This is a genomic window from Pelagibius sp. (assembly GCF_028289705.1).
In the GTDB taxonomy this organism is placed as follows: Bacteria; Pseudomonadota; Alphaproteobacteria; order Kiloniellales; family Kiloniellaceae; genus Pelagibius.
In genome coordinates this window covers 1-22,384 of record NZ_JANQOI010000161.1, presented here as the reverse complement: position 1 = coordinate 22,384, position 22,384 = coordinate 1, and the positions used below count along the sequence as shown (strand labels likewise).

The following is a 22,384-nucleotide window of genomic DNA, read 5'->3' as shown; positions in this document are numbered from 1 at the left end:
TACTCAAAGTGAATAGCACCGCCCCTGCCAGCCGCTGCGGGCCATTACTGGCTCTCAAGTCGCCCATCAATCAGCAGGGCTTCGAATACTGGAATCAGAAGCGCGGTTGCCGCCGCATGCCGGCCCGCGTCGACATCGATCCCTCTGAAATCCTTAAGATTCTGCCCCATGTCTTCCTGCTCGACGTACGCCAGGAGCCGCTGGATTTCCGCTACCGGCTGATCGGCACCAAGATGGACGAGCACATGATGGGCAGCTACACCGGCCTGTGGATGAGCGAGATCCCGCACCAGAAGCCGCCGAGCCGCATCTGGGCTTCCTGCCGGCGGGTGGTCACAGAAGGCGAGCCGCTGAGCAGCGACACGCCCTATGTCGGCAAGAACAAGGAATTCCTTACCACCGAGGACCTGATCATGCCGCTTTCCGACGATGACGCGGCCGTCAACATGCTCTTCGTCACCGTCGGCTTCGTCTGAGCCCCCCTCACCCCGGGTCGGGCAAAGGCATCCCCGGCCAGAGGCCGCATTCGGGCAAAGACCTTGACCGCAAGATGAGGGGCCACTAGGGTCCGGCCTGTTATGACGATTTCTTTGGATCTTCTAGCGCTTCGACTTACTGCCCCGGCCGCCTGAAGTGCGCGCCGGGTAAAGCCGTCGTCCGACCCAGAAGAGATCCGAAGAAGAGGTTCGCTCCGATGAGCGACAGACTCCAGAAAAATCAACGATTACAGCACCCAAGCGTGTCTCAGGCTGTCCGTGATCGGGCCGGCTGGCGCCGACTTAGGCGCGGCCGCTGCGCCCCCGTGGCGCCGCAGCGGCTGTAGCCCCGGCCACACCGAGCCCCGTTTCACAGGAACAGCAGGCCGGCGGGCGAAATCCTCCGACAAGACCGCCCCGCCCGCCGAGAAGGATCAGGACCATGAACCGCAAGACGCCGACCATGAGCACCCCGAAAGCGCCCAGGATCAGTCCGGGCGAGAAGTACACGCCCTTTCAGCCCATCGACCTGCCGGACCGGCAGTGGCCCGGCCGGGTGATCACCGAACCGCCGATCTGGTGCTCGGTCGACCTGCGCGACGGCAACCAGGCCCTCATCGAGCCCATGGACGGCGCCCGCAAGCGCCGCATGTTCAAGCTGCTGGTCGAGATGGGCTTCAAGGAAATCGAAGTCGGCTTCCCTTCCGCCTCGCAGACCGATTTCGACTTCGTGCGCGAGCTGATCCGCGAAGACATGATCCCCGACGACGTCACCATCCAGGTGCTGACCCAGTCGCGCGAACACCTGATCGATCGCACCTTCGAGAGCATCGAGGGGGCGAAGCGGGCCATCGTCCACCTTTACAACTCCACCTCGACCCTGCAGCGCCGGGTGGTCTTCGGCCTCGACCGCGCCGGCATCGTCGACATCGCGGTGAAAGGCGCCGAGCAGATCCGCGACCTGACGGCGCAGGTCAGCGGCACCGAGATCATCCACCAGTACTCGCCAGAAAGCTTCACCGGCACCGAGATGGACTTCGCCAAGGAGATCTGCGAGGCGGTGATGGACGTCTGGCAGCCGACGCCGGACAACAAGGTCATCTTCAACCTGCCGGCCACCGTGGAGATGTCGACGCCGAACATCTATGCCGACCAGATCGAGTGGTTCCACCGCAACGTCAAGAACCGCGAGTCCATCGTGCTCTCCCTGCATCCCCACAACGACCGCGGCACCGGCGTGGCCGCCGCCGAGTTGGGCGTCATGGCCGGGGCCGACCGCATCGAGGGCACGCTGTTCGGCAACGGCGAGCGCACCGGCAACGTCGATGTCGTCACCCTGGGGCTGAACCTCTTCAGCCAGGGCATCGATCCGGGCATCGACTTCTCCGACATCGACCGGGTGCGCGAGACCGCCGAATACTGCAACCAGTTGCCGGTGCATGAGCGCCATCCCTATGCCGGCGATCTGGTCTACACCGCCTTCTCCGGCTCCCACCAGGACGCCATCAAGAAGGGCATGGCGGCGATGAAGCAGAGCAACTCCGGCCTCTGGGAGGTGCCCTACCTGCCCATCGATCCGCAGGACGTGGGCCGCACCTACGAGGCGGTGGTGCGCATCAACAGCCAGTCCGGCAAGGGGGGCATCGCCTATATCCTGCACGCCGAGTACGGCCTGGATCTGCCGCGCAAGCTGCAGATCGCCTTCACCCAGCGGGTCCAGGACCGGGCCGACACCAGCGGCAAGGAGATCACCCCGCGGCAGATCTGGTCGCTCTTCGAGGACACCTATCTGAACGCCCGTCAGCCCTATGCCTTCGTCGAGCACCGCAGCGTGCCCGACACCCACGCATCGGAACGGCGCCTGCTCACCGCGGTGATCAAGGTCAACGGCGCCAAGCGGGAGATCCAGGGCAGCGGCAACGGCCCCATCGCCGCCTTCGTCAACGCCCTGCAGAAAGACTGCGGCGTCGAACTCCAGGTACACGACTACCACGAGCACGCCATCGGCGCCGGGGCCGACGCCAAGGCGGTGGCCTATGTGGAGGCCGAGGCGGCGGACGGCACGGTCTACTGGGGCGTGGGCCGCCACGCCAACATCGTCGTCGCCTCCCTGGACGCCGTGGTCTCCGCGGTCAACCAGATGGTCGCCGCCGAACCCAAGGCCCCCGGCCAGGCGGCAGAGTGATTCTGCGGGCCGGGACGTGAGTCCTGGCCCTTTCTGTTCGATGCGCCGCCCTTGCCGGTAACGGAAGACGCCGGCCAAACCCTGCCGTTTCGGAATTCATTCTCCTGTTACACAAAAGCCTTTGGCAGCCGGAGAGGGGCCGGGCTATGCAGGGGGCAGGAGATGGGCAAGCTGCCGGGACAGGTCGCCGGCGGCCTGTCCGACTTAACCAGGTCGATGGATCATGACCGGACGCTTCCTGCGCCCCGCAGAGGCCAGCGAATGCGGCGCTTTGACCGCATTGGCGCTGCGCTCCAAGGCCTATTGGGGCTACGACCCGGCGTTCATCCAGGCCTGCCGGGAGGAACTCTCGGTCAAGCCCGAAGACGTCGCCGCCGGGCGCGTAATGGTGCTGGTGGAGGAGGATACGACCCTGGGGATCTATGCCCTCTTCCCCGGCGAGCGCCCCGAGGAGGCCGACGTCCATCTGTTCTTCGTCGAGCCGGCGGCCATCGGCCAGGGCATCGGCCGGGCGCTGTGGCAGCACATGGTGGCCAGGGCCGAGGCCGAGGGCTACAAGCGCCTCAAGATCGAAAGCGACCCCTTCGCCCTGGGCTTCTACCGGGCCATGGGGGCGACGCTCTCCGGCAAGGTGCGCGCGCCGGTGCAGCGCCCCGGCAGCGAGGAGCGTTTCCTCCCCCTGCTCCACTACGAGCTTTAGGATCTCTTTTGGTTTCGCGGCAGTGACCCCTATATTCCAGGGACCTGCCGTCGATCCTTTCCTCTCCCCCTTGCGAGGCCCCATGACCGCGTCCGAGACCTCCCTTTCCCTGCTCGAAGATCTGATCCGCAAGGCCAAGGCGGCAGGGGCCGAGAGCGCCGATGCCGTGTACTTCGATTCCATCAGCCTCTCCCACGCCCAGCGCCTCGGCGCGCCGGAGCGCCTGGAGCGGGAGGAAAGCCAGGAAGTCGGCCTGCGTGCCGTGATCGGCAAGCGTCAGGCCATCGTCTCCTCCACGGATCTCGGCGCCGACAGCCTCTCCGAGTTGGTTGAGCGGGTGGTCGCCATGGCCCGCGCCGTCCCGGAAGATCCTTTCTGCGGCCTGGCGGAGGCCGGCGAACTGGCGGAGACGATCCCGGATCTCGATATCCTGGATTCCGAAGAGCCGCCAGCGGCGGTGCTGATCGAGCGTGCCAAAGCCTGCGAGGACGCTGCCCGTTCAGTGGCCGGCGTCACCAACTCCGAAGGCGCCGAGGCGGGCTGGAACCGCACCCGGATCGCCCTGGCCGCCTCCAACGGCTTCGCCGGCAGCTATGCCCGCTCGAGCCACTCCGTGGGCGTCTCGGTGGTCGCCGGCGAGGGCCTGGGCATGGAAAGCGACTACGAGTTCTCCACCGCCGTCTACGGCGCCGAGCTGGAGGACCCGGAAAAGGTCGGGCGCACCGCCGGCGAGCGGACGGTGCGCCGCCTCGGCGCCAGGAAGCCCGAAACCGAGAAGCTGCCGGTGGTCTACGACCCCCGGGTCTCCATGGGCCTGCTGCGCCACCTCGCCGGCGCGATTGCCGGCCCGGCCATCGCCCGCGGCACCTCCTTCCTGAAGGACCGGCTCGGCGAAGCGGTCTTCGCCGCCGGGATCGACATCATCGACGACCCGCACCGGCCCCACGGCCTCGGCTCCAAGCCCTTCGATGCCGAAGGTCTGGCCAACCGCAGGCTGAAGGTGGTGGAAAACGGCGTACTGAACACCTGGATCCTCGACCTGCGCTCGGCCCGCCAGCTCGGCCTGAAGAGCACCGGGCATGCCGCGCGCGGCACCTCCAGCCCGCCCTCGCCCTCCACCTCGAACCTCTACATGGCCCCCGGAACGGTGAGCCCGGAGGCCCTGATGGCCGACATCGACAAGGGCTTCTATGTCACCAGCCTGATGGGCATGGGGATCAACGGCGTCACCGGCGACTACTCGCGCGGCGCCGGCGGCTTCCGCATCGAAAAGGGCGAACTGACCACGCCGATCAGCGAGGCCACGGTGGCCGGCAACCTGAAGGACATGTTCCGCAATCTGACGCCGGCCGACGATCTGGTGTTCAAGTACGGCACCAACGCGCCGACGCTGCGCATCGACGGCATGACCCTGGCCGGCGCCTAGGGCCGTCGGCGGCAGGACTCGCTTGCTGGCGGCCGGGAACAGCGTTGTGGGCTACGTAAAGCCGAAGCGATGGGCGCTGAAGGAAAACAAGCTCTTTCCCCATCAGGTCGGATTCACCGCGCCGCCGCAGGATTTCGACGCGGCGCCGTCGGACTTTCTCCGCATCGCGCCGGAAACCGTCGGCGTGCATGGCCGGATGCTGCACCTGCCGGGATACACACACCAGCTTTCGCAGCGCTCCGAGAGCTTCCACCTGCTGGAGGAATTCGTCGAGTGCATGGCCAACAACGGCGCAGATGTCTGCGGCCAGGTCGGGACCAACTGGGTCCACGCCTCGGGAACCACGCCCGAAGAGATCCGGGCGATCTGCGAGCGCCTCAGCGAGACCTATGAGACCCCTTTCCATATGGCGGGCTACTGCCTGGTCGAAGGCCTGCGGGCCCTGGGCGCCGAGAAGATCGCCCTTAACTCAGTCTACTATTGGCCCGAGTGGCGCGACGGCATCGCCCGTTTTCTCGGACAGGCTGGCTTCGACCTCGTTTACGTCGCCAACTTCGTCGACCTCGGGCTCTATGATGACCAGCAGGAGGTCAATGCGAAGACCTGGATCTTTCCAGGCGAGATCGCGGTGGAGTCGATGCAGCGGATCGCCGAGCTTGCGCCGAACGTCGACGCTTACGTTGTCAACGGCATGCCTAATTTCCGCCGTGCGGACGGGCTGCCCAGACGCATGGTCTCGCTGGAATGCGACCTGGAGCAGATGGTCGGCAAGCCGATCGTCTCCTCCGACTCGGCGCTCTACTGGCGGATCTTCAAGACCCTCGGCGTCGCACCGACCACCCGCCAGGGCCGCCTGCTTTCCACGCTTTCCTGAGAGGAGCGCTGTGGTGCGCAAGATCCTCGCTCTTTGGGCCATACCCCGCTCCACCTCCACGGCGTTCGAGTGGATGATGCGCATGCGTGGCGACATGACCTGCTTTCACGAGCCCTTTGGAGAAGCCTGGTACCAGGGCGAGAACCCCCTCTGGCCGCGCGTCAAGCCGGACAGCCTGCGTACCCCCGGCCTCACCCTTGAGAGCGTCTGGGAGAGATTGCAGGCCGCGGCCGAAGAGGGCCCCGTCTTCTCCAAGGATTTCCCGCACTACATCGAGCGGATTTGGACGAAGGAACTGCTTGATCATTTCAACCACTCCTTCCTGATCCGCGATCCGGCCAAAACCATCACTTCGATGTTCAAGCATTGGCCCGATTTCCACCTGAAGGAGACCGGCTTCATCGAACAACGTCAGCTCTTCGACCGGCTCTGCGACGACCTCGGCGAGGCACCACCGGTCCTCGACAGCGACGATCTGCTCGAAGACCCCGCGCGCATGGTGGAGGCCTGGTGCAAGGCCGTCGGCATTCCGTTCATTCCGGAAGCTCTGCGGTGGGAACCGGGCGCCCGCGACGAGGTGAGCTGGTGGGACGGCGGATCGTTCCACGCCAACCTGCGCGACTCGGACGGCCTCAAGCCGCAGCCCCGCACCTATATCGACATCTCCGAGGCGCCGGACCGGGTGAAGGAGATCCACGAGATCGTCCTTCCGCACTACACGCACCTGCGCGCCCATCGATTGAGGGCAGACCCCAAAACGGCGACGCAATAGCGCCTAAAGCACCGAACTGAGAGTCAGGTCGCGGTCACCATCTGGAGGGTTTGGGGCAGCGGGCTGATCCGCACCGGCAGCTTGGCCACCACGTCGCCGTCGGCCTGCACCGGGGAGCCGCGCTCCCCTTCGATGCGGATATCCTGGCCGGTGACAATCTTGAAGCCGCGCGAGACCGGCAGATGGCCACGCTGCAGCGCCACCGCGTAGCGCACCGTGTTGAAGGGATCGCCGTCGCGAAACAGACAGGCATGGAGCAGCGGCTGGTCGAGCCGCGCCTCCGGGGCCAGCAGGTAGCGCCCGGCGTAGAAGCGGGCGTTGCTGACCACCACGGAGGCAGCCTCGTAGTCCTGCCCGTCGATGCTGACCTGCAGCGGCGGCGGCTGGCGCCGGCACATCTGCTTGACGCTTTCCACCACATAGGCGCCCTTGCCGAGCAGCCGCTTCAGCCGCAGGTCCAGCGCCTCCACCACCCGCGCGTCGAAGCCGGCTCCGGCCATCAGGGAGAACACCCGCGCCTGCCCGTCCGCGCCCTCGGCCTGGCCCAGGCAGACCCGCTGGACGGACCCGCGGGCGATCACCCCGGCGATGCGCTGCGGCACGATCTCCAGCCCCAGTTCCGCCGCCAGAACGTTGGCGGTCCCCAGGGGCAGGATGGCGAGCGGCGGATGCGCCCGGGTTTCGGCCAGCCGGACCAGGCCGTTGACCACCTCGTTGATGGTGCCGTCGCCGCCTGCGGCCACCACCAGGTCGTGCTCATCAACATCGGCCTCCGCTGCGAAGCGCCCGGCATCGCCGGGGCCGGTCGTGGGGCGCACGTCCATGGGGCAGCCGAGGTCGGCCAGTTCGGCCAGCACAGCCTCGAAACGGCGGCGCTTGCTTCCGCCGGCCGTCGGGTTATAGATGACGAGCAGGCGCCGGGGGGCGCCGGCAGTACGGGTCGAATCGGTCATGGAAGGCGCGATGATACGGATTCTGCCCGCTAAGTCTAACGCCACTGTTTGTGCACTGCAGCAGAGGCAGAATCGGCTCTAATCCGGGACTGCGGGGGCCGTGACCTTGCTCCGGGGCGCATGGTAAGCTGCGCCCCCCAACAACGGTTCACGGTTTGCCGCCTCAAAAAAACGGCACCGAAGCGACTTGTCAGACAAGAACACCAGCAAGCCGAAGAAAATCGACTTCCGCGACGCCTCGACCAAGGTCCTGGTGCACCGGCTGGTGCGCGACTATGTGGTTGAGCACAAGTGGCGCATCGCCGTGGCGCTGGTCGGCATGGCCATCGTCGCCGGCACCACCGCCGGCTTCACCCAGCTCATCAAGCCCATCGTCAACGACATCTTCGGCGCCCGGCGCTCCGACCTGCTCTATCCCGTGGCCATCACCACCATTGCCGTCTTTACCCTGCGTGGCTTCGCCGCCTACGGTCAGGCGGTGCTGATGAGCCAGGTGGGCCACCGCGTGGTGGCCAAGATCCAGCAGCAGCTCTTCGACAAGCTGATCGGCGCCGACCTGGCGTTCTTCCACCACAACGCACCCGGTGCCCTGGTGTCGCGCTTCATCAACGACGTCAACTTGCTGCGCAACACCACCTCCAGCACGCTGACCGCCATCGGCAAGGATACGCTGACCGCCGCGGCTTTGGTGGCGGTGATGTTCTACGAGGACTGGCTGCTGGCCCTCTTCACCTGCGTGGTCCTGCCCATCGCGATCTTCCCCTCGGTTCGGATCGGCCGCTCCATGCGCAAGGTCTCGGGGCGCAACCAGGTGCAGGTCGGGCGCCTCACCACCTTGCTCGACGAGGCCTTTCAGGGCATCCGCCACGTCAAGGCCTATGTCATGGAGCGCTACGAATCCAAGCGCGCCCAGGAGGCCATCGAAGAGGTCTACCAGCTCAACATGAAGCAGGCACGGGTCAGCAACATCATCCACCCGGTGATGGAGGCGCTCGGCGGCTTTGCCATCGCCGGAGTAGTTCTCTACGGCGGCCACGAGGTGATCTCCGGCAACCGCGATGCCGGCTCGCTCTTCGCCTTCATCTTCGCTCTGCTTCTGGCCTATGAGCCGCTGAAGCGCCTGAGCAAGCTGAACAGCATCCTGCAGAACGGCCTCGCCGCCGCGCAGCGGGTCTTCGAGGTGCTGGACCGCCAGCGGGAGGTGGTCGACCGGCCCCAGGCCAAGGAACTCTCGGTGGCCGGCGGACAGGTGCACTTCAAGGACGTCCATTTCTCCTACGACGGCGAGCGTGCGGCCCTCCACGGCGTCGAGTTGGAGGCCCCGGCCGGCAGGACGGTGGCCCTGGTCGGTCCGTCGGGTGCCGGCAAGTCCACCATCCTCAACCTGATCCCGCGCTTCTACGATCCCGAGGCCGGCAGCGTCACCATCGACGGCCAGGACCTGCGCGAGGTGACCCTGGATTCCCTGCGCCACGCCATCGCCCTGGTCAGCCAGGAGATCCTGCTGTTCGACGACACGGTGCGCGCCAACATCGCCTACGGCAGGCCGGGAGCCGGCGCCGAGGAGATCGAGCGGGCCGCCCGCATGGCCGGCGCCCACAGCTTCATCCAGGAGCTGGGCCAGGGCTACGAGACCCAGGTGGGCCCGCGCGGCAGCAACCTCTCCGGCGGCCAGCGCCAACGCATCGCCATCGCCCGGGCGATCCTCAAGGACGCGCCAATCCTGCTGCTCGACGAAGCGACCTCGGCCCTCGACAACAAGTCTGAGCGCCAGGTCCAGGCGGCGCTCAACAAGCTGATGTCCGGGCGCACCACCTTCGTCATCGCCCACCGCCTCTCCACCGTGGTCGACGCGGATATCATCTATGTGATGGAGGGCGGCCGCGTCGTCGAGCAGGGCAGCCACACTGAGCTGCTCCACCGCGACGGCCACTATGCCCGGCTCTACGCCATGCAGTTCGCCCAGCAGGAAGAAACCGAACTGCCGGACGGCGCGGCCGAGGGCGACCTCCGCGCCCAAGCCTGAGTCCAGAGCCGGCCGCACCGTGAAGATCCTGAAATCGTGGCTGCGGTCGGATCAGGCGCAAAGCCTCTTCGCCCTCATGGTGGCCGGCCTGATCTGGTTCTTCTACCTGAGCATCCGCTGGACGCGCCACGTCGACCCCGAAACCGAAAAGCTGTTCAAGGCCGGCAAGCCGCTGATCGTCTGCTGCTGGCATGGCCGGATGTTCGTTGTCGTCGGCGGCTGGCACCCACGGCCGCGGCCGGGGGCCTTGGGGTTCATGACCTCGGGTCACCGCGACGGACGCATGATCGGCGATGCCTTGCGGCACATCGGCTACGTCGTGGTGCATGGCTCGAGCCGCCGTGGCGGCGCCTCGGCGCTCAGGGAGATGTGCCGCCAGCTGGACAAGGGCATGACCATGATGATCACCCCGGACGGACCCAAAGGCCCACGCATGCGCATCAAGATGGGTGCCGTGAAGGCGGCCCAGCTTTCCGGCGCGCCCATGGTCACCCTGACCGGCAGCACCTCGCCACGGAAAGTCTTCGGCACCTGGGACCGCTTCTGTCTGCCGTTCCCCTGGGCCCGCGGCGTGCTTCACTGGGGTCCGCCGGTCTATGTGCCGCGTGACGCGGACGCGGCGGCGCTGGAGCGCTGCCGCCTGGCCATCGAGCAGAGCATGAATGACCTGACCAACGAGGCCGAACGGATCCTGGGCCAGGACGAAGTGCCGGCCGCGGGCCTCGACGAAGGGCCGCACCGCCGTGCGCGCGCCTGAGTTCTGGGCCAGGGACGGCGCGCTCCCCCGTCTGCTGGCGCCCCTGGGACAGGCCTATCACCTCGCCGGGGTTTTGCGCCGCGCCCTGGTCACCCCCTGGCAGGCCCCGGTCCCGGTGATCTGTGTCGGCAACCTGGTGGCCGGCGGCGCCGGCAAGACGCCGGTCGCCCTCTCCCTGCTGGAGATCCTGGAGCAACGTGGCCATGCCCCGGCCGCCCTCACCCGCGGCTACGGCGGCCGGACAGCCGGCCCGACAAGGGTGGACGCTGCAATCCACGATGCCGCGGCGGTGGGTGACGAAGCCCTCCTGTTGGCCCGGATGGCGCCGACCTGGGTGGCGGGCGACCGTGTCGCCGGTGCCAAGGCGGCGGTGGCCGCCGGGGCCGACGTCCTCGTCATGGACGACGGCTTCCAGAACCCGGGCTTGAAAAAGGACCTCTCGCTGCTGGTCGTCGACGGGGCCTACGGCCTCGGCAACGGGCGCGTCATCCCGGCCGGGCCGTTGCGCGAGACCCCGGCCAGCGGGCTCGCCCGGGCCGATGCCGTGGTCGTCGTCGGCGCCGAGGCTGCGGCGATCGATCGGCGCCTCGCGCAGCGCCCCATCCTCAGGGCCAGGCTTGTGCCCGATGACGCTGCTCTTGCCGGACGGAGGGTTCTCGCCTTTGCCGGCATCGGCCGGCCGGAGAAGTTCTTCGACAGCCTGCGCGGCCTCGGCGCGGAGCTGGCGGGCACGAGGGCCTTCGCCGATCACCAGCCCTACGACACGGCGATCCTGACCGAGCTGCGCCAAGCGGCGGAGGCCGCGCAGGCGACCCTGGTGACCACCGCAAAGGACGCCCTGCGCCTGGGCCCCGAGAAACCCGGCGACATCTTGGTGCTTGACGTATCCCTGGCCTGGGAAGACAAGAGCGCCCTGTCGGAGCTTCTGGCGCGGCTGCCACTGTCGGCCGCGCCGGACCCGGCAGCCAAGCACCCGCCCCAGGAACAACCAGGCTAAACAATGCGCAAGGAAAAGCGTTGGGCTAGGCGCCAGCGCCCCCTGAACAAGCTGCTGCGGCGCCTGCGTCATGCCGCCGAGGGCCTGGCGCATCTGCTGGCCATGGGCTTTTTCTGGCTGCTCCCGGTGGACTGGGCCTCCGGTTTCGCCGGCTGGGGCGCCCGTACGCTAGCGCGGAGTCTCGGCGTCAACCGCCGGGCGATGCAGCACCTGGCCATCGCCTTTCCGGAGATGAGCGAGGCCCAGCACCGCGAGATCCTGATCGGCATGTGGGACAACCTGGGCCGCACGGTGGCGGAGTATCCGCATCTCGGAACCATCGCGGCAGCCAACTCAGGCCGCGTCGAGGTGGTCGGCTCCGAGCGGCTGGCCGCGATCCGCCGGGACGGCGGCCATTTCATTCTGCTGGCCGCTCATATGGCCAACTTCGAGCTGATGCCCGTCATCGCCCACAAGCAAGGCTACGACATCACCGTCGTGGTCCGCCGGATCAACAATCCCTACATCGAGCGCGTCACCCAGTACTTCCGCAGCCGGCCCAATCACGACAAGGGGCTGATTTCAAAGAGCCGCGACGGCGCCCGCCAGGTGGTGAGGCTGCTGGACGAGGGGTTCGATCTGGGGGTGCTGTTCGATCAGCGGTCCAGCCAGGGGGTGCCGCTGCCCCTCTTCGGAAAGCCCGCGCGCACCACCCTGGGCATCGCCAAGCAGGCCATCGACCGCGGCATCCCGATGTTTCCGGTGCAGTTCGAGCGCCTGGGCGGCGCGCGCTTTCGCATCTCGGTGGAACCGCCCATCGAGCGCCCGAACCTGGGCAGCAAGCAGGCCGACGCCGAAGCCATGATGGCCGAGGCGAACACTGTGTTGGAGCGATGGATCCGCGAGCGCCCCGCCGACTGGCTCTGGCTGCACCGGCGCTGGGACCGGCCCACCCGGGAACCCCGGCCTCAGCCGCAATCCGAGCTCAGCGCCTGACTCAGCAACAGACTCAGGGGCTGGCCGGCATCGGGCCGACCAGAAGCGCCGGGTCCAGCCGCTCGGTGAACCAGTTCACCCGCCAGTCCAAATGCGGCCCGGTGGACCGGCCGGTGGAGCCGACGGTGGCGATCTGCTCGCCCTTCGTGACCTTCTGCCCCTCGCGCACCGTGACCTTCTCCAGGTGCAGAAAAGCCGAGGACAGCCCGTGGCCGTGATCGAGGAACAGGGTGACGCCGGTGAAGTACATGTCCGGGTGCACGAGGGTCACCAGGCCATCCGCCGGGGCCACCACCGGCGTGCCCTTGGGGGCGGCGATGTCGATGCCGAAGTGCGGGCGCCGCGGCTCGCCGTTCAGAATCCTCTGGGAGCCGTAGACACCGCTGATGATACCAATAGCGGGCCAGCGGAAGCCGCTGTCGAAATCGGTCTCCGGGCGGTCGGTCCCGCGTGCCGCCGCAGCCGCCTCGGCATCGGCGCGGATGCGCGTCACCACCTCGTCCGGCGGCGTCACGAACTTCTTCGGCAGGCCGTCGATGCGCTGCACCTTGTACTCCCGGCCGGCGATGGCCAGCGTCTGATCGCTGACCGCGCCGTCGGGGTAGGTGACTGTGAGCCGCGCCTCGCCCGGCGCATCGCGCCCGAAGCCGAAGACAAAGCGGCCGTCGCCGGTCACCCGCAAGGGCTTGTCATTCAAGGTGACCCGGGCGCCGGGGACGGCGGTGCCGATCACCAAGCCACCCTGCACGAGATCACCTTCCAAAACTGGCGCCTGCTGCGCCGCCAGCGAGAGCGGCCAAAGCAACGTCAGGAACAGCAAAACTGCAGCGATGCTGCGCCTGCCCATCACAGCAGCGATCCCTGGGGATCGTCCTTGGCCGGCCCCGCCTTCCTGGGCTTCGCGGCGGGCTTCGGCTTCTGCGGATTCTCCGGATTAGCCGACCCGCCGGTGGCCGCCGCCGTGCCGTCGGCGAACTCCAGGCGCAGGGCCTGGCCCGGCTGCACCGCCGCCGCTGACGTGATCGCACCTTCGGGTCCGCGCACCACGGCATAGCCGCGCTGCAGGACGTTCTTGTAGGAGATGCTCTCCAGCACCCGCCCGAGGCTCTCCACCTCGCCGCGGCGCTCGCTCAGCAGGCGGGGCTGCAGCGTTTCCAAACGGCCCGCCGCAGCCGCCAGTTGCTCGCGCTTCACCGTCAGAAGCTGGCGCGGGTGGGGCAGCGCCGCCTGCAGCCGCGCCACCTGGGCCTGGCCGTCCTTCAGCAGGCGGGTCCAGGCCGCCCGCAGGCGCTCGACCCGTTCGTCCAGGCGCTGGGTCAATTCCTCCAACAGGCGGCGCGGGTCCACCAGCCCGCGGCCCAGCCCCTCGACCTGGGTCCGGCGTTCGTCCATCAGCCGGTTGGCCGCCGCCAGCAGGCGCCGGTCCAGATCCGAGACCTGCAGCAGTAGCTCCCGGCGCACCGGCACCGCCATCTCCGCAGCCGCCGTCGGTGTGGGCGCGCGGCGGTCGGCGGCAAAGTCGATGAGGGTCGTGTCGGTCTCGTGACCCACGGCGGAAATCAGCGGAATCTCCGAATCCGCCGCCGCCCGCACCACCACCTCTTCGTTGAAGGACCAGAGGTCCTCCAGGGAGCCGCCGCCACGGGCGACGATCAGCAGATCGGGCCGCGGCACTTCTCCTGCCTCGGGCAAGGCATTGAAGCCGCGGATGGCCGCCGCCACCTGCGCCGCCGCGCCTTCGCCCTGGACCAGCACCGGCCAGACCAGCACCCGGCGCGGAAAGCGGTCCGCCAGACGGTGCAGGATGTCGCGGATCACCGCGCCGCTGGGCGAGGTGACGACCCCGATGACCCCGGGCAGGAACGGCAGGGGGCGCTTGCGCGCCTCGTCGAACAGGCCCTCCTCGGCCAGCTTGCGGCGCCGCTCCTCCAGCAGCTTCAGCAGGGCGCCCTGGCCGGCCAGTTCCAGCGCCTCGATGACGATCTGGTACTTGGAGCGGCCGGGATAGCTGGTGATCCGCCCGGAAGCGATGACCTCCATGCCGTCTTCCGGCTGGATCGCCAGGCGCCCCGCGGTGCCGCGCCAGCACACGCCGTCGAGCACCGCGTTCTCGTCTTTCAGCGCCAGGTAGAGGTGGCCGGAGGCGGCCCGCTTGAAGCCGGAGATCTCACCGCGCACCCGTACCCGCTCGAAAGTGCCCTCCAGCGTGCGTTTGACCGCCTGGGAGATCTCGGAGACCGAAAACTCCGGCACGTTGCTGATGGAGGGGCTTGCGGGCAAGGGCGCTCTTTACGGACAATTCGGGTCGGGACCTGGAGTCGCTATACCATGCCGGAGGTGCGGTGAGCAAAACGACAACCATCGCCGCCGCGCCCTGATCGCTCGGGAGGAACTATGAAAATTCTGGTGGTCGGTGGCGGCGGGCGCGAACACGCGCTGTGCTGGACCCTGGCGGCCTCCCCGCTTTGCCACAAGCTGTTCTGCGCGCCGGGCAACGCCGGCATCGCCGAGGACGCGGACTGCGTGCCCATCGCCGCCGAGGATATCGACGGCCTCCTCGCCTTCGTGCAGCAGGAGGCCATCGACTATGTGGTGGTGGGACCGGAGGCGCCCTTGGTGCTGGGGCTGGTGGACCGGCTGACGGCCATCGGGGTGAAGGCCTTCGGCCCCACGGCGGCTGCCGCAGAGCTGGAAGGTTCCAAGGGTTTCACCAAGGACCTCTGCGCCAAATACGGCATCCCCACCGCCGCCTATGGGCGTTTCACCGAGGCCGAGGCCGCCAAGGCCTATGTCCGCCGGCAGGGCGCCCCCATCGTCGTCAAGGCCGACGGCCTGGCCGCCGGCAAGGGGGTGACGGTGGCGGCGACGGAAGACGAGGCGCTGGCCGCCATCGACGCCGCCATGGCCGACGGTGCCTTCGGTGCGGCGGGGGCCGAGCTGGTCATCGAGGACTGCTTGCAGGGCGAGGAGGCCAGCTTCTTCGCCCTGGTGGACGGCGACTTCGCCCTGCCGCTGGCCACCGCCCAGGACCACAAGCGGGCCTTCGACGGCGACGAGGGCCCCAACACCGGCGGCATGGGCGCCTATTCGCCGGCACCGGTGATGACCGAGGCCCTGGTGGAGGAGACCATGGCCAGCATCATCCGCCCCACGGTGGCCGGCATGAAGGCCGAGGGCCGCCCCTTCAAGGGCGTACTCTACGCCGGGCTGATGATCACCGCAGAGGGCCCGCAGCTCATCGAGTACAACGTGCGCTTCGGCGACCCCGAGTGCCAGGTGGTGCTGATGCGCCTGATGTCGGACCTGCTGCCGGCGCTCATCGCCTGCAGCGACGGCGTGCTCTCCACCTTCGATCTGCGCTGGTACGAGGAGGCGGCGCTGACCGTGGTGATGGCGGCCAAGGGCTATCCCGGCGGCTACGAGAAGGGCACGGTGATCGGCGGCCTGGAGGCGGCGGCCGGCAATTCCGACGACATCAAGGTCTTTCACGCCGGAACCAAGGGCGGGGAGAACGGCACGGTTCTGGCCAACGGCGGGCGGGTGCTGGGAGTGACGGCCATGGCCCCGAGCATCGCCCAGGCCCAAGCCCGCGCTTACACCGCCGCAGACAAGATCGACTGGCCGGAGGGCTTCTGCCGCCGCGACATCGGCTGGCGGGCGGTCGAGCGCGAGAAGGCCGCCGCTGTTGACTGAAGAGGTTTCACTCGTCGCCGCCCGGGTTCCGGTCCTCAGGACCAAGCGCCTGGTGCTGCGCGGCCACGGCGTGGAGGACTTCCGCAACAGCGCCGCGCTCTGGGGCGATGCCCGGGTTACCCGCTTCATCACCGGCCGGCCCTCCCCGCCCAGCGAGAGCTGGACCCGGCTGCTGAAATACGCCGGGCATTGGGCATTGCTGGGCTTCGGCTACTGGCTGGTGGAGGAGCGGGCAAGCGGCCGCTTCGTCGGCGAGGCCGGCCTGGCAGACTTCAAGCGCGACATCACGCCGAGCTTCGAGGGCGCGCCGGAGGCCGGCTGGGTGCTCACCCCCGGCGCCCAGGGCAAGGGCTACGCCACGGAAGCCACCCGCGCCGTCCTCGCCTGGGGGGAGGCGGAACTGGGCATGCAGCGCTGCGTCTGCATCATCGATCCGAAGAACGAGGCCTCGGCGCGGGTCGCCGACAAGTGCGGCTTCCGGCTTTTCGCCGAGACCGACTTCATGGGCACCCCGGCGGTAATCATGGAGCGCCTGAAGCCGCGCTGACAGGTTGTCGGAATTACGTTGGTAGGAGCACGCCACCCTTCGAGACGCGGTTCTGCGAACCGCTCCTCAGGGTGAGGCAAGGTATTGGACCGATTGACCTCATGCTGAGGAGGGCGCCTCGGCGCCCGTCTCGAAGCACGAGGTCAATCAACAAACCGGCTCTTTCAGCAGCCTGCTAACCGGCGATCTCGGCGATGTAGGTGGGGAGCGCGAAGGCCGCCAGATGGACGGCGGGATTGTAGTAGCGCGTCGTGATGCCGGCTTCACGGAATCGCTCTTCCAGCGCCTCCAGGCTCACCTGACGCTTCGCCGGATCGTCCGAGCCCCAGCCGAAGGCCATGGGCCCGCCGGCATAGGTGGGCACGGTGGCCAGATAGCAGGCGGCATCTGCAAAGAGCGCGCGGAAGGCCCGCATGGTGTTGGCCAGTTCGGAGCCCTGCAGGAAGGGCACGCCGTTCTGGGTCACCAGGATGCCGCCGGGCGCCAGGCAGGCCTTGGCCTTGCCGTAGAAGGTGTCGGTGAACAGCACCTCCCCCGGGCCGATGGGATCGGTGGAATCGACGATGGCGATGTCGTAGCGCTCCGCGCAGGAGGCGACGAAGTCGACGCCGTCGGCGATCACCAGATCGAGGCGCGGGTCGTCGAAGGCGTCCTTGCAGATGGAAGAGAGATAGCGCTTGGAGAAGTCGATGACCCCGGCGTCGATCTCTACCTGGGTCACCGTCTCCACGCCGCGGTGCTTCAGCACCTCTTCCAGCATGCCGCCGTCGCCGCCGCCGACGATCAGCACCTTGCGGGCGCTGCCATGGGCAAGGATCGGCAGATGCGCGAGCATCTCGTGATAGATGAACTCGTCCCGCTCGGTGGTCTGCACCACGTTGTCCAGGGTCAGCACCCGCCCGAAGGTCTCGTTCTCGAAGACCACGAGACGCTGATGGTCGGTCTTGCTGTCGTAGTGGACGGTGTCGGCCTTGAGGCCCAGTTGGAAGTCGTGGTGCAGCTCTTCGACGAGCCAGCGGCTCATACGCCGCGGCCCCGCCGATGCTCCTCGACCACCATGCGCGCCGGCTTGAAGCGCGCGCGCAGCACCTCCACCGCCTTCTCCGGCTTGGCGTCGCCGCACATGAAGATGTCCAGCGCCGCGTAGCCCGATTCCGGCCAGGAGTGGATGGAGATGTGGGACTCCGCCAGCACCGCCACGCCGGAGATGCCGTCGTTGGGCGTGAAGTGGTGCAGATGGATGTGCAGCAGCGTCGCCTCGGCGGCGGTCACCGACTCCCGCAGCGTCGCCTCCACCAGCTCCAGGTCGTCGAGGCCCTGGGCATCCCAAAGGTCGACAATCAGATGCGTGCCGGCGTATCGCTCGCCATCGCGCTCGATGAAAAAGTCCTTACGCTCCTCCCCCGGCGAGGCGGCGAGAGGGGTGGTGTTTTGTTCTTCCGTTTTGGAGGCGCTTGGGTCGTCGTCCAAGTCGATCCCCAGTTGGAAGAGGGCCTGTGCCTGAGACATCTGTCCTCCAACGCAACCAGTAGATTGACCCAGAAAAATCTGAGGCGCGGGTTGTCGTTTGTTTTGGGTCTCAATGCAAGAGAAATTTTCGTTGGCTGTAACAGAGGTTAACGCGGTTGCAGCACGGCGAAGAAGTCCGCGGGCGTTAACTCTGATCCGCCGCCGCCGGGTTCGTATCCAGGGCCAGGGCCGCCGCAACCGCCGCGGCGATCTCCTCGTAGGAGGCGTGGGTCTTGGCCGCGCCCTCGGCGTGGATGAAGTGCATCACCGGCCGGCCGTCCGGGGCGAAGACGAAGACCGTCGGGATACGCGTCACGTCCTTGAACAGCCCCGCCACCTGCTCGCCTTCGGCGACGACATGGAAGGGCGGGTCGTGGCGCGCCAGAAAGGCATCGCGCCGCGTGGTGCCGGTGAAGCGGCCCCATTCCTCGAAGATGTTGACCGCGACAATGGCCAGGTCGTCGCCGTAGGTCGCTTGCGCCTGCTTGAGGTTCTGGAACTCCGGGTGGCAGGGCGGGCACCAGGAGGCCCAGAAGGCCACCACCACCGCCTTGCCGGCCAGCGCCTCGGCGGTGACCGCCCCCCCGTGCAAGACCGGCAGTGCGGCAAGCGCCGCAACCCGCTCGTCGTCCAGGTGGACGGGCTCGGCCCGCACCGGCAGGCCGGCCAGCAGAAGAACGACCGCCAGGAGCGGGAGGAGCCTAACGCAAGACATCTAGGTTCAGCTCCAGCTTGGCGCCCAGCCAGAGGGCGCGGTCGCGGTGGTCCGGCAGGTCCTCGCCGGTCTCCGGGTGAATGAAAATCACCAGCTCGCCGCGGTTGAGGGCCAGCCAGGGCACCACAGAGGCGAAGAGATCCGGCGTGAAGGCCACCTGATAGCTCCAGCAGGGATGGGGGCCCACCGGCCGGTCGTGCCAGCGGCCCATGCGCACGTCGAAGCGCGCCTCGATGGCCTCCCGCAACACGCCGGCCGCCGCCTTGCTCTCGGCGTCGTAGTAGACATGGGCGTGATAGCCGGTGATGGCGTCGATGTGCTTCGGTGACATGAGGCGATCCTTGTCTCTCTCTGCCATAATATGGGCTATCGCGGTCTTGCCGTCATCCGATCCCATAGCCTTTTGATCTACCGTCCCATGTCGGAAGCCCGGGGAGGGCAATTACATCACATGAAGCGGTCAGCTTTGCGCATCCTGTTCTTCATAATGTTCTTATGTGTTTCGCTTCCTCATGGATTCAGTCTTGGCGAGCAAGCCTTGCCCCTTCCAATGCCTCCAGACACGGAGCATTCAGACAGAATTGAGAAACTGATCGATTCCGAGCTCTACGTTGGCGCGACTGCGGAGGTTATCGAAGCCTTCTTCGAACGGCACGGTATTGCGTATACATATAACCGGTTCGGCAACCGATATCGGGCAATCATCCGGGACGTCTCTCCAAATTTGGAAGTCGTTCAATCCGTCGTGATTCGCATTGATCTGGATAGCGAAAGACGCCTCGTCGCCTCGGACGTGGGAGACCATTTCACGGCTCGATAGTTCGTGCGCAACGAACTCGCAAATTGTCGCTATCTTGTTTTTCCAGGCGTCGTTCGTCGCTCCCCTGCTCAGCACACCGGCACTCAGGCTGCCCAGGAGCATCCGAATCCGTCAGCGCCTTACCTCGAAGAACGCCTGCAGCAGCGCGCCGCAGGCCTGCTCGCGGCGGCGTAGTAGACATGGGCGTGGTAACCCCTGATCGAGTCGATGTCCTGCAGGGTCATGCGCGTGGTATCTATCCTGATGGCTCAATATGGCTCTTTGAGGGCGCAGCGTCACCGGCCTCCCACGGGTTTGTGAAGAACGAGCCGGCACGGGCCGTTATGTTCGGTCGGCCGGATATCCATCATGTTAAGCTTCCATGTGTCCACCCTGAGATGTGGGACCAAAGAAGCCCAGCGCGAGAACTGAAACCCAGGGTCCAACCAAGTCCGAGAGAGCACAGATCCTCATGACCGATGGGTCGGATTTCAGCTTTGCGGTGCTCGACATATTCCAGTTCGCCGATGGCCGAACGCTGTTCACAGGCAGGGTTGAGGGCGAAGTGGGTTGGATTCGCGAGGGGCTCTACGACCTTGTGGTCGATGGAAGGAAAATCCAGCAACTCAAGCTCGAAGGCGAAAACATACCCAAGAAACTGGCGCCAAGCGATCTAAGGTCCATCAGCACGCGCGACAGCGTCGATGTGAGCAAAGAGATGTTGAGTAACCATCTGGTCGCCATATCTCCAGCCAGGACGAGTGATTGAGTCCGGGTGTATCGAGGTAGCGCATCACCCCTGTTTTGACAGCGTCGATCGCAGAGATCGGGTGCGGCGACGGGACTCGGCGCCGCTGATGGTCTCGCCCCGGTCAGCCTGGGCCAAACCTTCGTCGATCTTCCGATTGAGTTCAATCAGCCCCAGACGCTGGGCCTCGTCGAAGCGGTCCAGGAGCCGCAAGGCTTCCCGGATCACCTCGCTGGCCGAGGTGTAGCGGCCGGATTTCACCCGCTCGTCCACCAGCTTCTCGAGTTCCGGGGTCAAAGAGACGTTCATGGTAGCCCACACAAGAATCAAAGATAACGAAATATAGCAATTCTTGTTATTGGCCTCAAGGCTACCGCCGTGCCTGAAAAAACGCCTGCAGCAGCGCGCCGCAATCCTGCTCGCGGACGCCGCCGATGACCTCAGGCCTATGGTGGCAGGTGGGCTGCTGGAAGATGCGCGGGCCGTGGTCGACGCCGCCGCCCTTGGGGTCGTAGGCGCCGAAGACGAGGCGCTTGATGCGCGCGAAAGAAATCGCCGTGGCGCACATGGGGCAAGGCTCCAGGGTCACGTAGAGTTCCGCCGCCTCCAGGCGCGGCGCGCCGAGCTCGGCCGCCGCCTGGCGGATTGCCAGCATCTCGGCATGGGCCGTGGGATCGGCGGTGCGTTCCACCAGATTGTGGGCCCGGGCGAGGACCGCGCCGCTGGCCGCGTCCACCAGCACCGCGCCCACCGGCACCTCGCCGGCGGCGGCCGCCGCTTCGGCCTCGGCCAGCGCTTGGGCCATGTAGTCGGGTCGTGTCATGGAACGCGTCGTCTCCGGGAATGCCCGCCTGATGCGGCGGCCCGAGCCTGCCGCGCCCATTGCTCTAGGTCAATGCGGCGCACCCCTGCCCCGACAAAACTTGCAGATGCCCGCCGAGTGGCGGGTCGTCATTGCTGGGAAAGGACGCAAAATCATGGCCAAGGCAGGGGTATCGGCATCGCAGCCGGAAGCGGTGGAACTGGAGATCGATCCGGGCACGGTCTGTTTCCTCATCGCCAAGGCCCGCGCCTTCGACGCCAAGGTGGCGCCGGCCGAGCGCGACGAGGTCTCGCAGCCCGGCGAGGACGACATGCACGACGTTCTGGAAGACCACGGCGACGACCCGGTGACCCAGGAGATCCGCCACGTCATCGAGGATTTGAACGAAGAACAGCAGGCCGAACTGGTGGCCATGACCTGGGTCGGGCGGGGGGACTTCGACCGCGCCGAATGGCGCGCCGCCGTGGCCGCGGCCAACGAACGCCACACCGGCCCGTCCTCAGAATACCTGCTGGGCATGCCGCTGTTCGGCGACCTTCTGGAAGAGGGATTCACCGCCCTCGGCCATAGCTGCGAGGACACCGGCAACCCGGTCTAAGAGGCCCCGGCGGAGCCCCCCCGAGGCAGCCTTGTAGGGGCGCGGCACGGCGCCTAAAGTGCCGCCATGGCACAACCGACTCCCGCCCTGCCTCTGGTCGGCATCACCCTCGATTGCGAGGGCGCCGGCGGCTGGTCCAAGTACCCCTGGTATGCCCTGCGGCAGAACTATACCGCGGCGGTGATCGAGGCCGGCGGCCTGCCGGTCCTGCTGCCGCACGAGCCGGACAAGGCCGAGCGCTATCTCGAGCGCATCGACGCGCTCTTGGTGACCGGCGGGGCCTTCGACGTCGACCCGGCGCTGTTCGGCGCCAACGACCGCCACGAGACCGTGCGCACCAAGGACCGCCGCACCGACTTCGAGGCGGCCATCACGCGCGGCGCCCTGGAGCGCGACCTGCCGGTGCTGGGCATCTGCGGCGGCGAGCAGCTTTTGAACGTGGTGCTGGGCGGCAGCCTGATCCAGCACATCCCCGACGAGGTCGCGGCGGCGCTGGCCCACGAACAGCCCAACCCCCGCAACGAAGCCGGCCACGCCGTCGCCCTGAGCGGCGGCAGCCTGCTGAAGTCGATCTGCGGCACCGCCGAGATGCCGGTGAACTCGGCCCACCACCAGGCGGTGAAAGCGGTCGGCAACGGCGTGACGGTGAACGCCGTCGCCCCCGACGGCGTGATCGAGGGGATCGAGGCCGCCGGCTACCGCTTCTGCCTGGGCGTTCAGTGGCACCCGGAATTTGCCATCTCCCCCGCCGATCAGGCGATTTTCCGCGCCTTCGTGGCGGCGGCCTGAGGCCGGCATGGCAGCGGCCGGA

At 67.2% G+C, this 22,384-nt stretch carries 24 protein-coding genes; 15 read left to right on the top strand and 9 right to left on the bottom strand.

Annotation, left to right across the window (positions count from 1 at the left end):
• Positions 1 to 8: 8 nt before the first annotated feature.
• The 6 genes from Q0996_RS20025 (at position 9) to Q0996_RS20000 (ending at position 6,433) form a co-directional block, all read left to right on the top strand.
• Positions 9 to 476 (top strand): PAS domain-containing protein, encoded by a 468-nt coding sequence (locus Q0996_RS20025; protein WP_299623960.1) that lies wholly within the window; start codon positions 9 to 11, stop codon positions 474 to 476.
• 442 nt (positions 477 to 918) lie between these two features.
• Entirely contained in the window at positions 919 to 2,661 is a 1,743-nt protein-coding gene (gene leuA, locus Q0996_RS20020) for a 2-isopropylmalate synthase (RefSeq protein WP_299623957.1), read from the top strand.
• Between the two features lie 223 nt (positions 2,662 to 2,884).
• Positions 2,885 to 3,361, top strand: coding sequence for a GNAT family N-acetyltransferase (locus tag Q0996_RS20015; RefSeq protein WP_299623954.1), 477 nt, complete (start codon positions 2,885 to 2,887; stop codon positions 3,359 to 3,361).
• A gap of 82 nt (positions 3,362 to 3,443) precedes the next feature.
• On the top strand, positions 3,444 to 4,787 hold the full coding sequence (locus Q0996_RS20010) for a TldD/PmbA family protein (protein ID WP_299623951.1): 1,344 nt from the start codon (positions 3,444 to 3,446) through the stop codon (positions 4,785 to 4,787).
• Positions 4,788 to 4,833: 46 nt separating this feature from the next.
• Positions 4,834 to 5,661 carry a hypothetical protein gene (locus Q0996_RS20005; protein WP_299623948.1) on the top strand — a complete coding sequence of 276 codons (828 nt, stop codon included), beginning with the start codon at positions 4,834 to 4,836 and terminating at the stop codon, positions 5,659 to 5,661.
• A 13-nt stretch (positions 5,662 to 5,674) separates the two neighbouring features.
• Complete coding sequence (locus Q0996_RS20000; RefSeq protein WP_299623945.1) at positions 5,675 to 6,433, top strand: hypothetical protein; 759 nt, start codon at positions 5,675 to 5,677, stop codon at positions 6,431 to 6,433.
• Positions 6,434 to 6,456: 23 nt separating this feature from the next.
• On the opposite strand, the gene Q0996_RS19995 is transcribed toward Q0996_RS20000, so the two are convergent.
• Complete coding sequence (locus tag Q0996_RS19995) at positions 6,457 to 7,386, bottom strand: diacylglycerol kinase family protein (RefSeq protein ID WP_299623942.1); 930 nt, start codon at positions 7,384 to 7,386, stop codon at positions 6,457 to 6,459.
• A gap of 187 nt (positions 7,387 to 7,573) precedes the next feature.
• On the opposite strand from Q0996_RS19995, the gene Q0996_RS19990 reads away from it, so the two are divergent.
• From Q0996_RS19990 to Q0996_RS19975, 4 genes are read left to right on the top strand one after another with little or no spacing between them, the layout of a single operon-like run.
• On the top strand, positions 7,574 to 9,412 hold the full coding sequence (locus Q0996_RS19990; RefSeq protein ID WP_299623939.1) for an ABC transporter ATP-binding protein: 1,839 nt from the start codon (positions 7,574 to 7,576) through the stop codon (positions 9,410 to 9,412).
• A gap of 19 nt (positions 9,413 to 9,431) precedes the next feature.
• The gene (locus Q0996_RS19985; protein WP_299623936.1) at positions 9,432 to 10,169 is read left to right on the top strand and encodes a lysophospholipid acyltransferase family protein; all 738 of its coding nucleotides are present in this window, start codon (positions 9,432 to 9,434) and stop codon (positions 10,167 to 10,169) included.
• The gene (gene lpxK, locus Q0996_RS19980) at positions 10,156 to 11,166 is read left to right on the top strand and encodes a tetraacyldisaccharide 4'-kinase (protein WP_299623933.1); all 1,011 of its coding nucleotides are present in this window, start codon (positions 10,156 to 10,158) and stop codon (positions 11,164 to 11,166) included. Before Q0996_RS19985 ends, lpxK begins: the two co-directional genes overlap by 14 nt.
• 3 nt (positions 11,167 to 11,169) lie before the next feature.
• Complete coding sequence (locus Q0996_RS19975; protein WP_299623930.1) at positions 11,170 to 12,141, top strand: lipid A biosynthesis lauroyl acyltransferase; 972 nt, start codon at positions 11,170 to 11,172, stop codon at positions 12,139 to 12,141.
• 13 nt (positions 12,142 to 12,154) lie between these two features.
• Here the strand turns inward: Q0996_RS19975 and Q0996_RS19970 are convergent, their stop codons facing one another.
• Together Q0996_RS19970 and xseA are read right to left on the bottom strand one after the other, a co-directional pair.
• Positions 12,155 to 12,988, bottom strand: coding sequence for a M23 family metallopeptidase (locus Q0996_RS19970; protein ID WP_299623927.1), 834 nt, complete (start codon positions 12,986 to 12,988; stop codon positions 12,155 to 12,157).
• Positions 12,988 to 14,421, bottom strand: a complete 1,434-nt coding sequence (xseA, locus tag Q0996_RS19965) for an exodeoxyribonuclease VII large subunit (RefSeq protein ID WP_299623924.1) — start codon at positions 14,419 to 14,421, stop codon at positions 12,988 to 12,990. Before xseA ends, Q0996_RS19970 begins: the two co-directional genes overlap by 1 nt.
• Before the next feature lie 114 nt (positions 14,422 to 14,535).
• On the opposite strand from xseA, the gene purD reads away from it, so the two are divergent.
• Both purD and Q0996_RS19955 read left to right on the top strand, forming a co-directional pair.
• Positions 14,536 to 15,834, top strand: a complete 1,299-nt coding sequence (gene purD, locus Q0996_RS19960) for a phosphoribosylamine--glycine ligase (RefSeq protein WP_299623921.1) — start codon at positions 14,536 to 14,538, stop codon at positions 15,832 to 15,834.
• Positions 15,827 to 16,381, top strand: a complete 555-nt coding sequence (locus Q0996_RS19955; RefSeq protein ID WP_299623918.1) for a GNAT family N-acetyltransferase — start codon at positions 15,827 to 15,829, stop codon at positions 16,379 to 16,381. The genes purD and Q0996_RS19955 overlap by 8 nt, the downstream gene beginning before the upstream one ends.
• A gap of 175 nt (positions 16,382 to 16,556) precedes the next feature.
• Here the strand turns inward: Q0996_RS19955 and speE are convergent, their stop codons facing one another.
• The 4 genes from speE to Q0996_RS19935 all read right to left on the bottom strand — a co-directional run bounded on the left by speE (position 16,557) and on the right by Q0996_RS19935 (position 18,936).
• Complete coding sequence (gene speE / locus Q0996_RS19950) at positions 16,557 to 17,405, bottom strand: polyamine aminopropyltransferase (RefSeq protein ID WP_299623915.1); 849 nt, start codon at positions 17,403 to 17,405, stop codon at positions 16,557 to 16,559.
• Entirely contained in the window at positions 17,402 to 17,890 is a 489-nt protein-coding gene (gene speD, locus Q0996_RS19945; RefSeq protein ID WP_299623912.1) for an adenosylmethionine decarboxylase, read from the bottom strand. The genes speE and speD overlap by 4 nt, the downstream gene beginning before the upstream one ends.
• Positions 17,891 to 18,035: 145 nt before the next feature.
• Positions 18,036 to 18,605 (bottom strand): TlpA disulfide reductase family protein, encoded by a 570-nt coding sequence (locus Q0996_RS19940; RefSeq protein ID WP_299623909.1) that lies wholly within the window; start codon positions 18,603 to 18,605, stop codon positions 18,036 to 18,038.
• Positions 18,592 to 18,936, bottom strand: a complete 345-nt coding sequence (locus Q0996_RS19935; RefSeq protein ID WP_299623906.1) for a DOPA 4,5-dioxygenase family protein — start codon at positions 18,934 to 18,936, stop codon at positions 18,592 to 18,594. The genes Q0996_RS19940 and Q0996_RS19935 overlap by 14 nt, the downstream gene beginning before the upstream one ends.
• 940 nt (positions 18,937 to 19,876) lie before the next feature.
• On the opposite strand from Q0996_RS19935, the gene Q0996_RS19930 reads away from it, so the two are divergent.
• Complete coding sequence (locus Q0996_RS19930) at positions 19,877 to 20,173, top strand: hypothetical protein (RefSeq protein WP_299623903.1); 297 nt, start codon at positions 19,877 to 19,879, stop codon at positions 20,171 to 20,173.
• A gap of 24 nt (positions 20,174 to 20,197) precedes the next feature.
• On the opposite strand, the gene Q0996_RS19925 is transcribed toward Q0996_RS19930, so the two are convergent.
• Both Q0996_RS19925 and Q0996_RS19920 read right to left on the bottom strand, forming a co-directional pair.
• On the bottom strand, positions 20,198 to 20,461 hold the full coding sequence (locus tag Q0996_RS19925; protein WP_299623900.1) for a type II toxin-antitoxin system ParD family antitoxin: 264 nt from the start codon (positions 20,459 to 20,461) through the stop codon (positions 20,198 to 20,200).
• Between the two features lie 61 nt (positions 20,462 to 20,522).
• Positions 20,523 to 20,975: a nucleoside deaminase gene (locus Q0996_RS19920; RefSeq protein WP_299623897.1), complete on the bottom strand. Its 453-nt coding sequence runs from the start codon at positions 20,973 to 20,975 to the stop codon at positions 20,523 to 20,525.
• Between the two features lie 154 nt (positions 20,976 to 21,129).
• Here Q0996_RS19920 and Q0996_RS19915 point away from each other — a divergent pair, with 154 nt between their 5' ends.
• A complete protein-coding gene (locus Q0996_RS19915) occupies positions 21,130 to 21,573 on the top strand; it encodes a DUF3775 domain-containing protein (protein WP_299623894.1) in 444 nt (147 codons plus the stop codon).
• Between the two features lie 66 nt (positions 21,574 to 21,639).
• A complete protein-coding gene (locus tag Q0996_RS19910) occupies positions 21,640 to 22,362 on the top strand; it encodes a gamma-glutamyl-gamma-aminobutyrate hydrolase family protein (RefSeq protein ID WP_299623891.1) in 723 nt (240 codons plus the stop codon).
• Positions 22,363 to 22,384 lie beyond the last annotated feature (22 nt).

Excerpts from the sequence above, each read along its gene's own strand:
- Q0996_RS19995 (WP_299623942.1), bottom strand. The coding sequence starts at position 7,386 with ATGACCGATTCGACCCGTACTGCCGGCGCCCCCCGGCGCCTGCTCGTC.
- Q0996_RS19910 (WP_299623891.1), top strand. The coding sequence starts at position 21,640 with ATGGCACAACCGACTCCCGCCCTGCCTCTGGTCGGCATCACCCTCGAT.
- purD (WP_299623921.1), top strand. The coding sequence starts at position 14,536 with ATGAAAATTCTGGTGGTCGGTGGCGGCGGGCGCGAACACGCGCTGTGC.
- Q0996_RS20010 (WP_299623951.1), top strand. The coding sequence starts at position 3,444 with ATGACCGCGTCCGAGACCTCCCTTTCCCTGCTCGAAGATCTGATCCGC.
- Q0996_RS19930 (WP_299623903.1), top strand. The coding sequence starts at position 19,877 with ATGACCGATGGGTCGGATTTCAGCTTTGCGGTGCTCGACATATTCCAG.
- Q0996_RS19920 (WP_299623897.1), bottom strand. The coding sequence starts at position 20,975 with ATGACACGACCCGACTACATGGCCCAAGCGCTGGCCGAGGCCGAAGCG.
- Q0996_RS19940 (WP_299623909.1), bottom strand. The coding sequence starts at position 18,605 with ATGTCTTGCGTTAGGCTCCTCCCGCTCCTGGCGGTCGTTCTTCTGCTG.
- leuA (WP_299623957.1), top strand. The coding sequence starts at position 919 with ATGAACCGCAAGACGCCGACCATGAGCACCCCGAAAGCGCCCAGGATC.
- Q0996_RS19970 (WP_299623927.1), bottom strand. The coding sequence starts at position 12,988 with ATGGGCAGGCGCAGCATCGCTGCAGTTTTGCTGTTCCTGACGTTGCTT.
- Q0996_RS20015 (WP_299623954.1), top strand. The coding sequence starts at position 2,885 with ATGACCGGACGCTTCCTGCGCCCCGCAGAGGCCAGCGAATGCGGCGCT.
- Q0996_RS19915 (WP_299623894.1), top strand. The coding sequence starts at position 21,130 with ATGGCCAAGGCAGGGGTATCGGCATCGCAGCCGGAAGCGGTGGAACTG.
- speD (WP_299623912.1), bottom strand. The coding sequence starts at position 17,890 with ATGTCTCAGGCACAGGCCCTCTTCCAACTGGGGATCGACTTGGACGAC.
- speE (WP_299623915.1), bottom strand. The coding sequence starts at position 17,405 with ATGAGCCGCTGGCTCGTCGAAGAGCTGCACCACGACTTCCAACTGGGC.
- Q0996_RS19935 (WP_299623906.1), bottom strand. The coding sequence starts at position 18,936 with ATGTCACCGAAGCACATCGACGCCATCACCGGCTATCACGCCCATGTC.
- Q0996_RS19975 (WP_299623930.1), top strand. The coding sequence starts at position 11,170 with ATGCGCAAGGAAAAGCGTTGGGCTAGGCGCCAGCGCCCCCTGAACAAG.
- Q0996_RS19925 (WP_299623900.1), bottom strand. The coding sequence starts at position 20,461 with ATGAACGTCTCTTTGACCCCGGAACTCGAGAAGCTGGTGGACGAGCGG.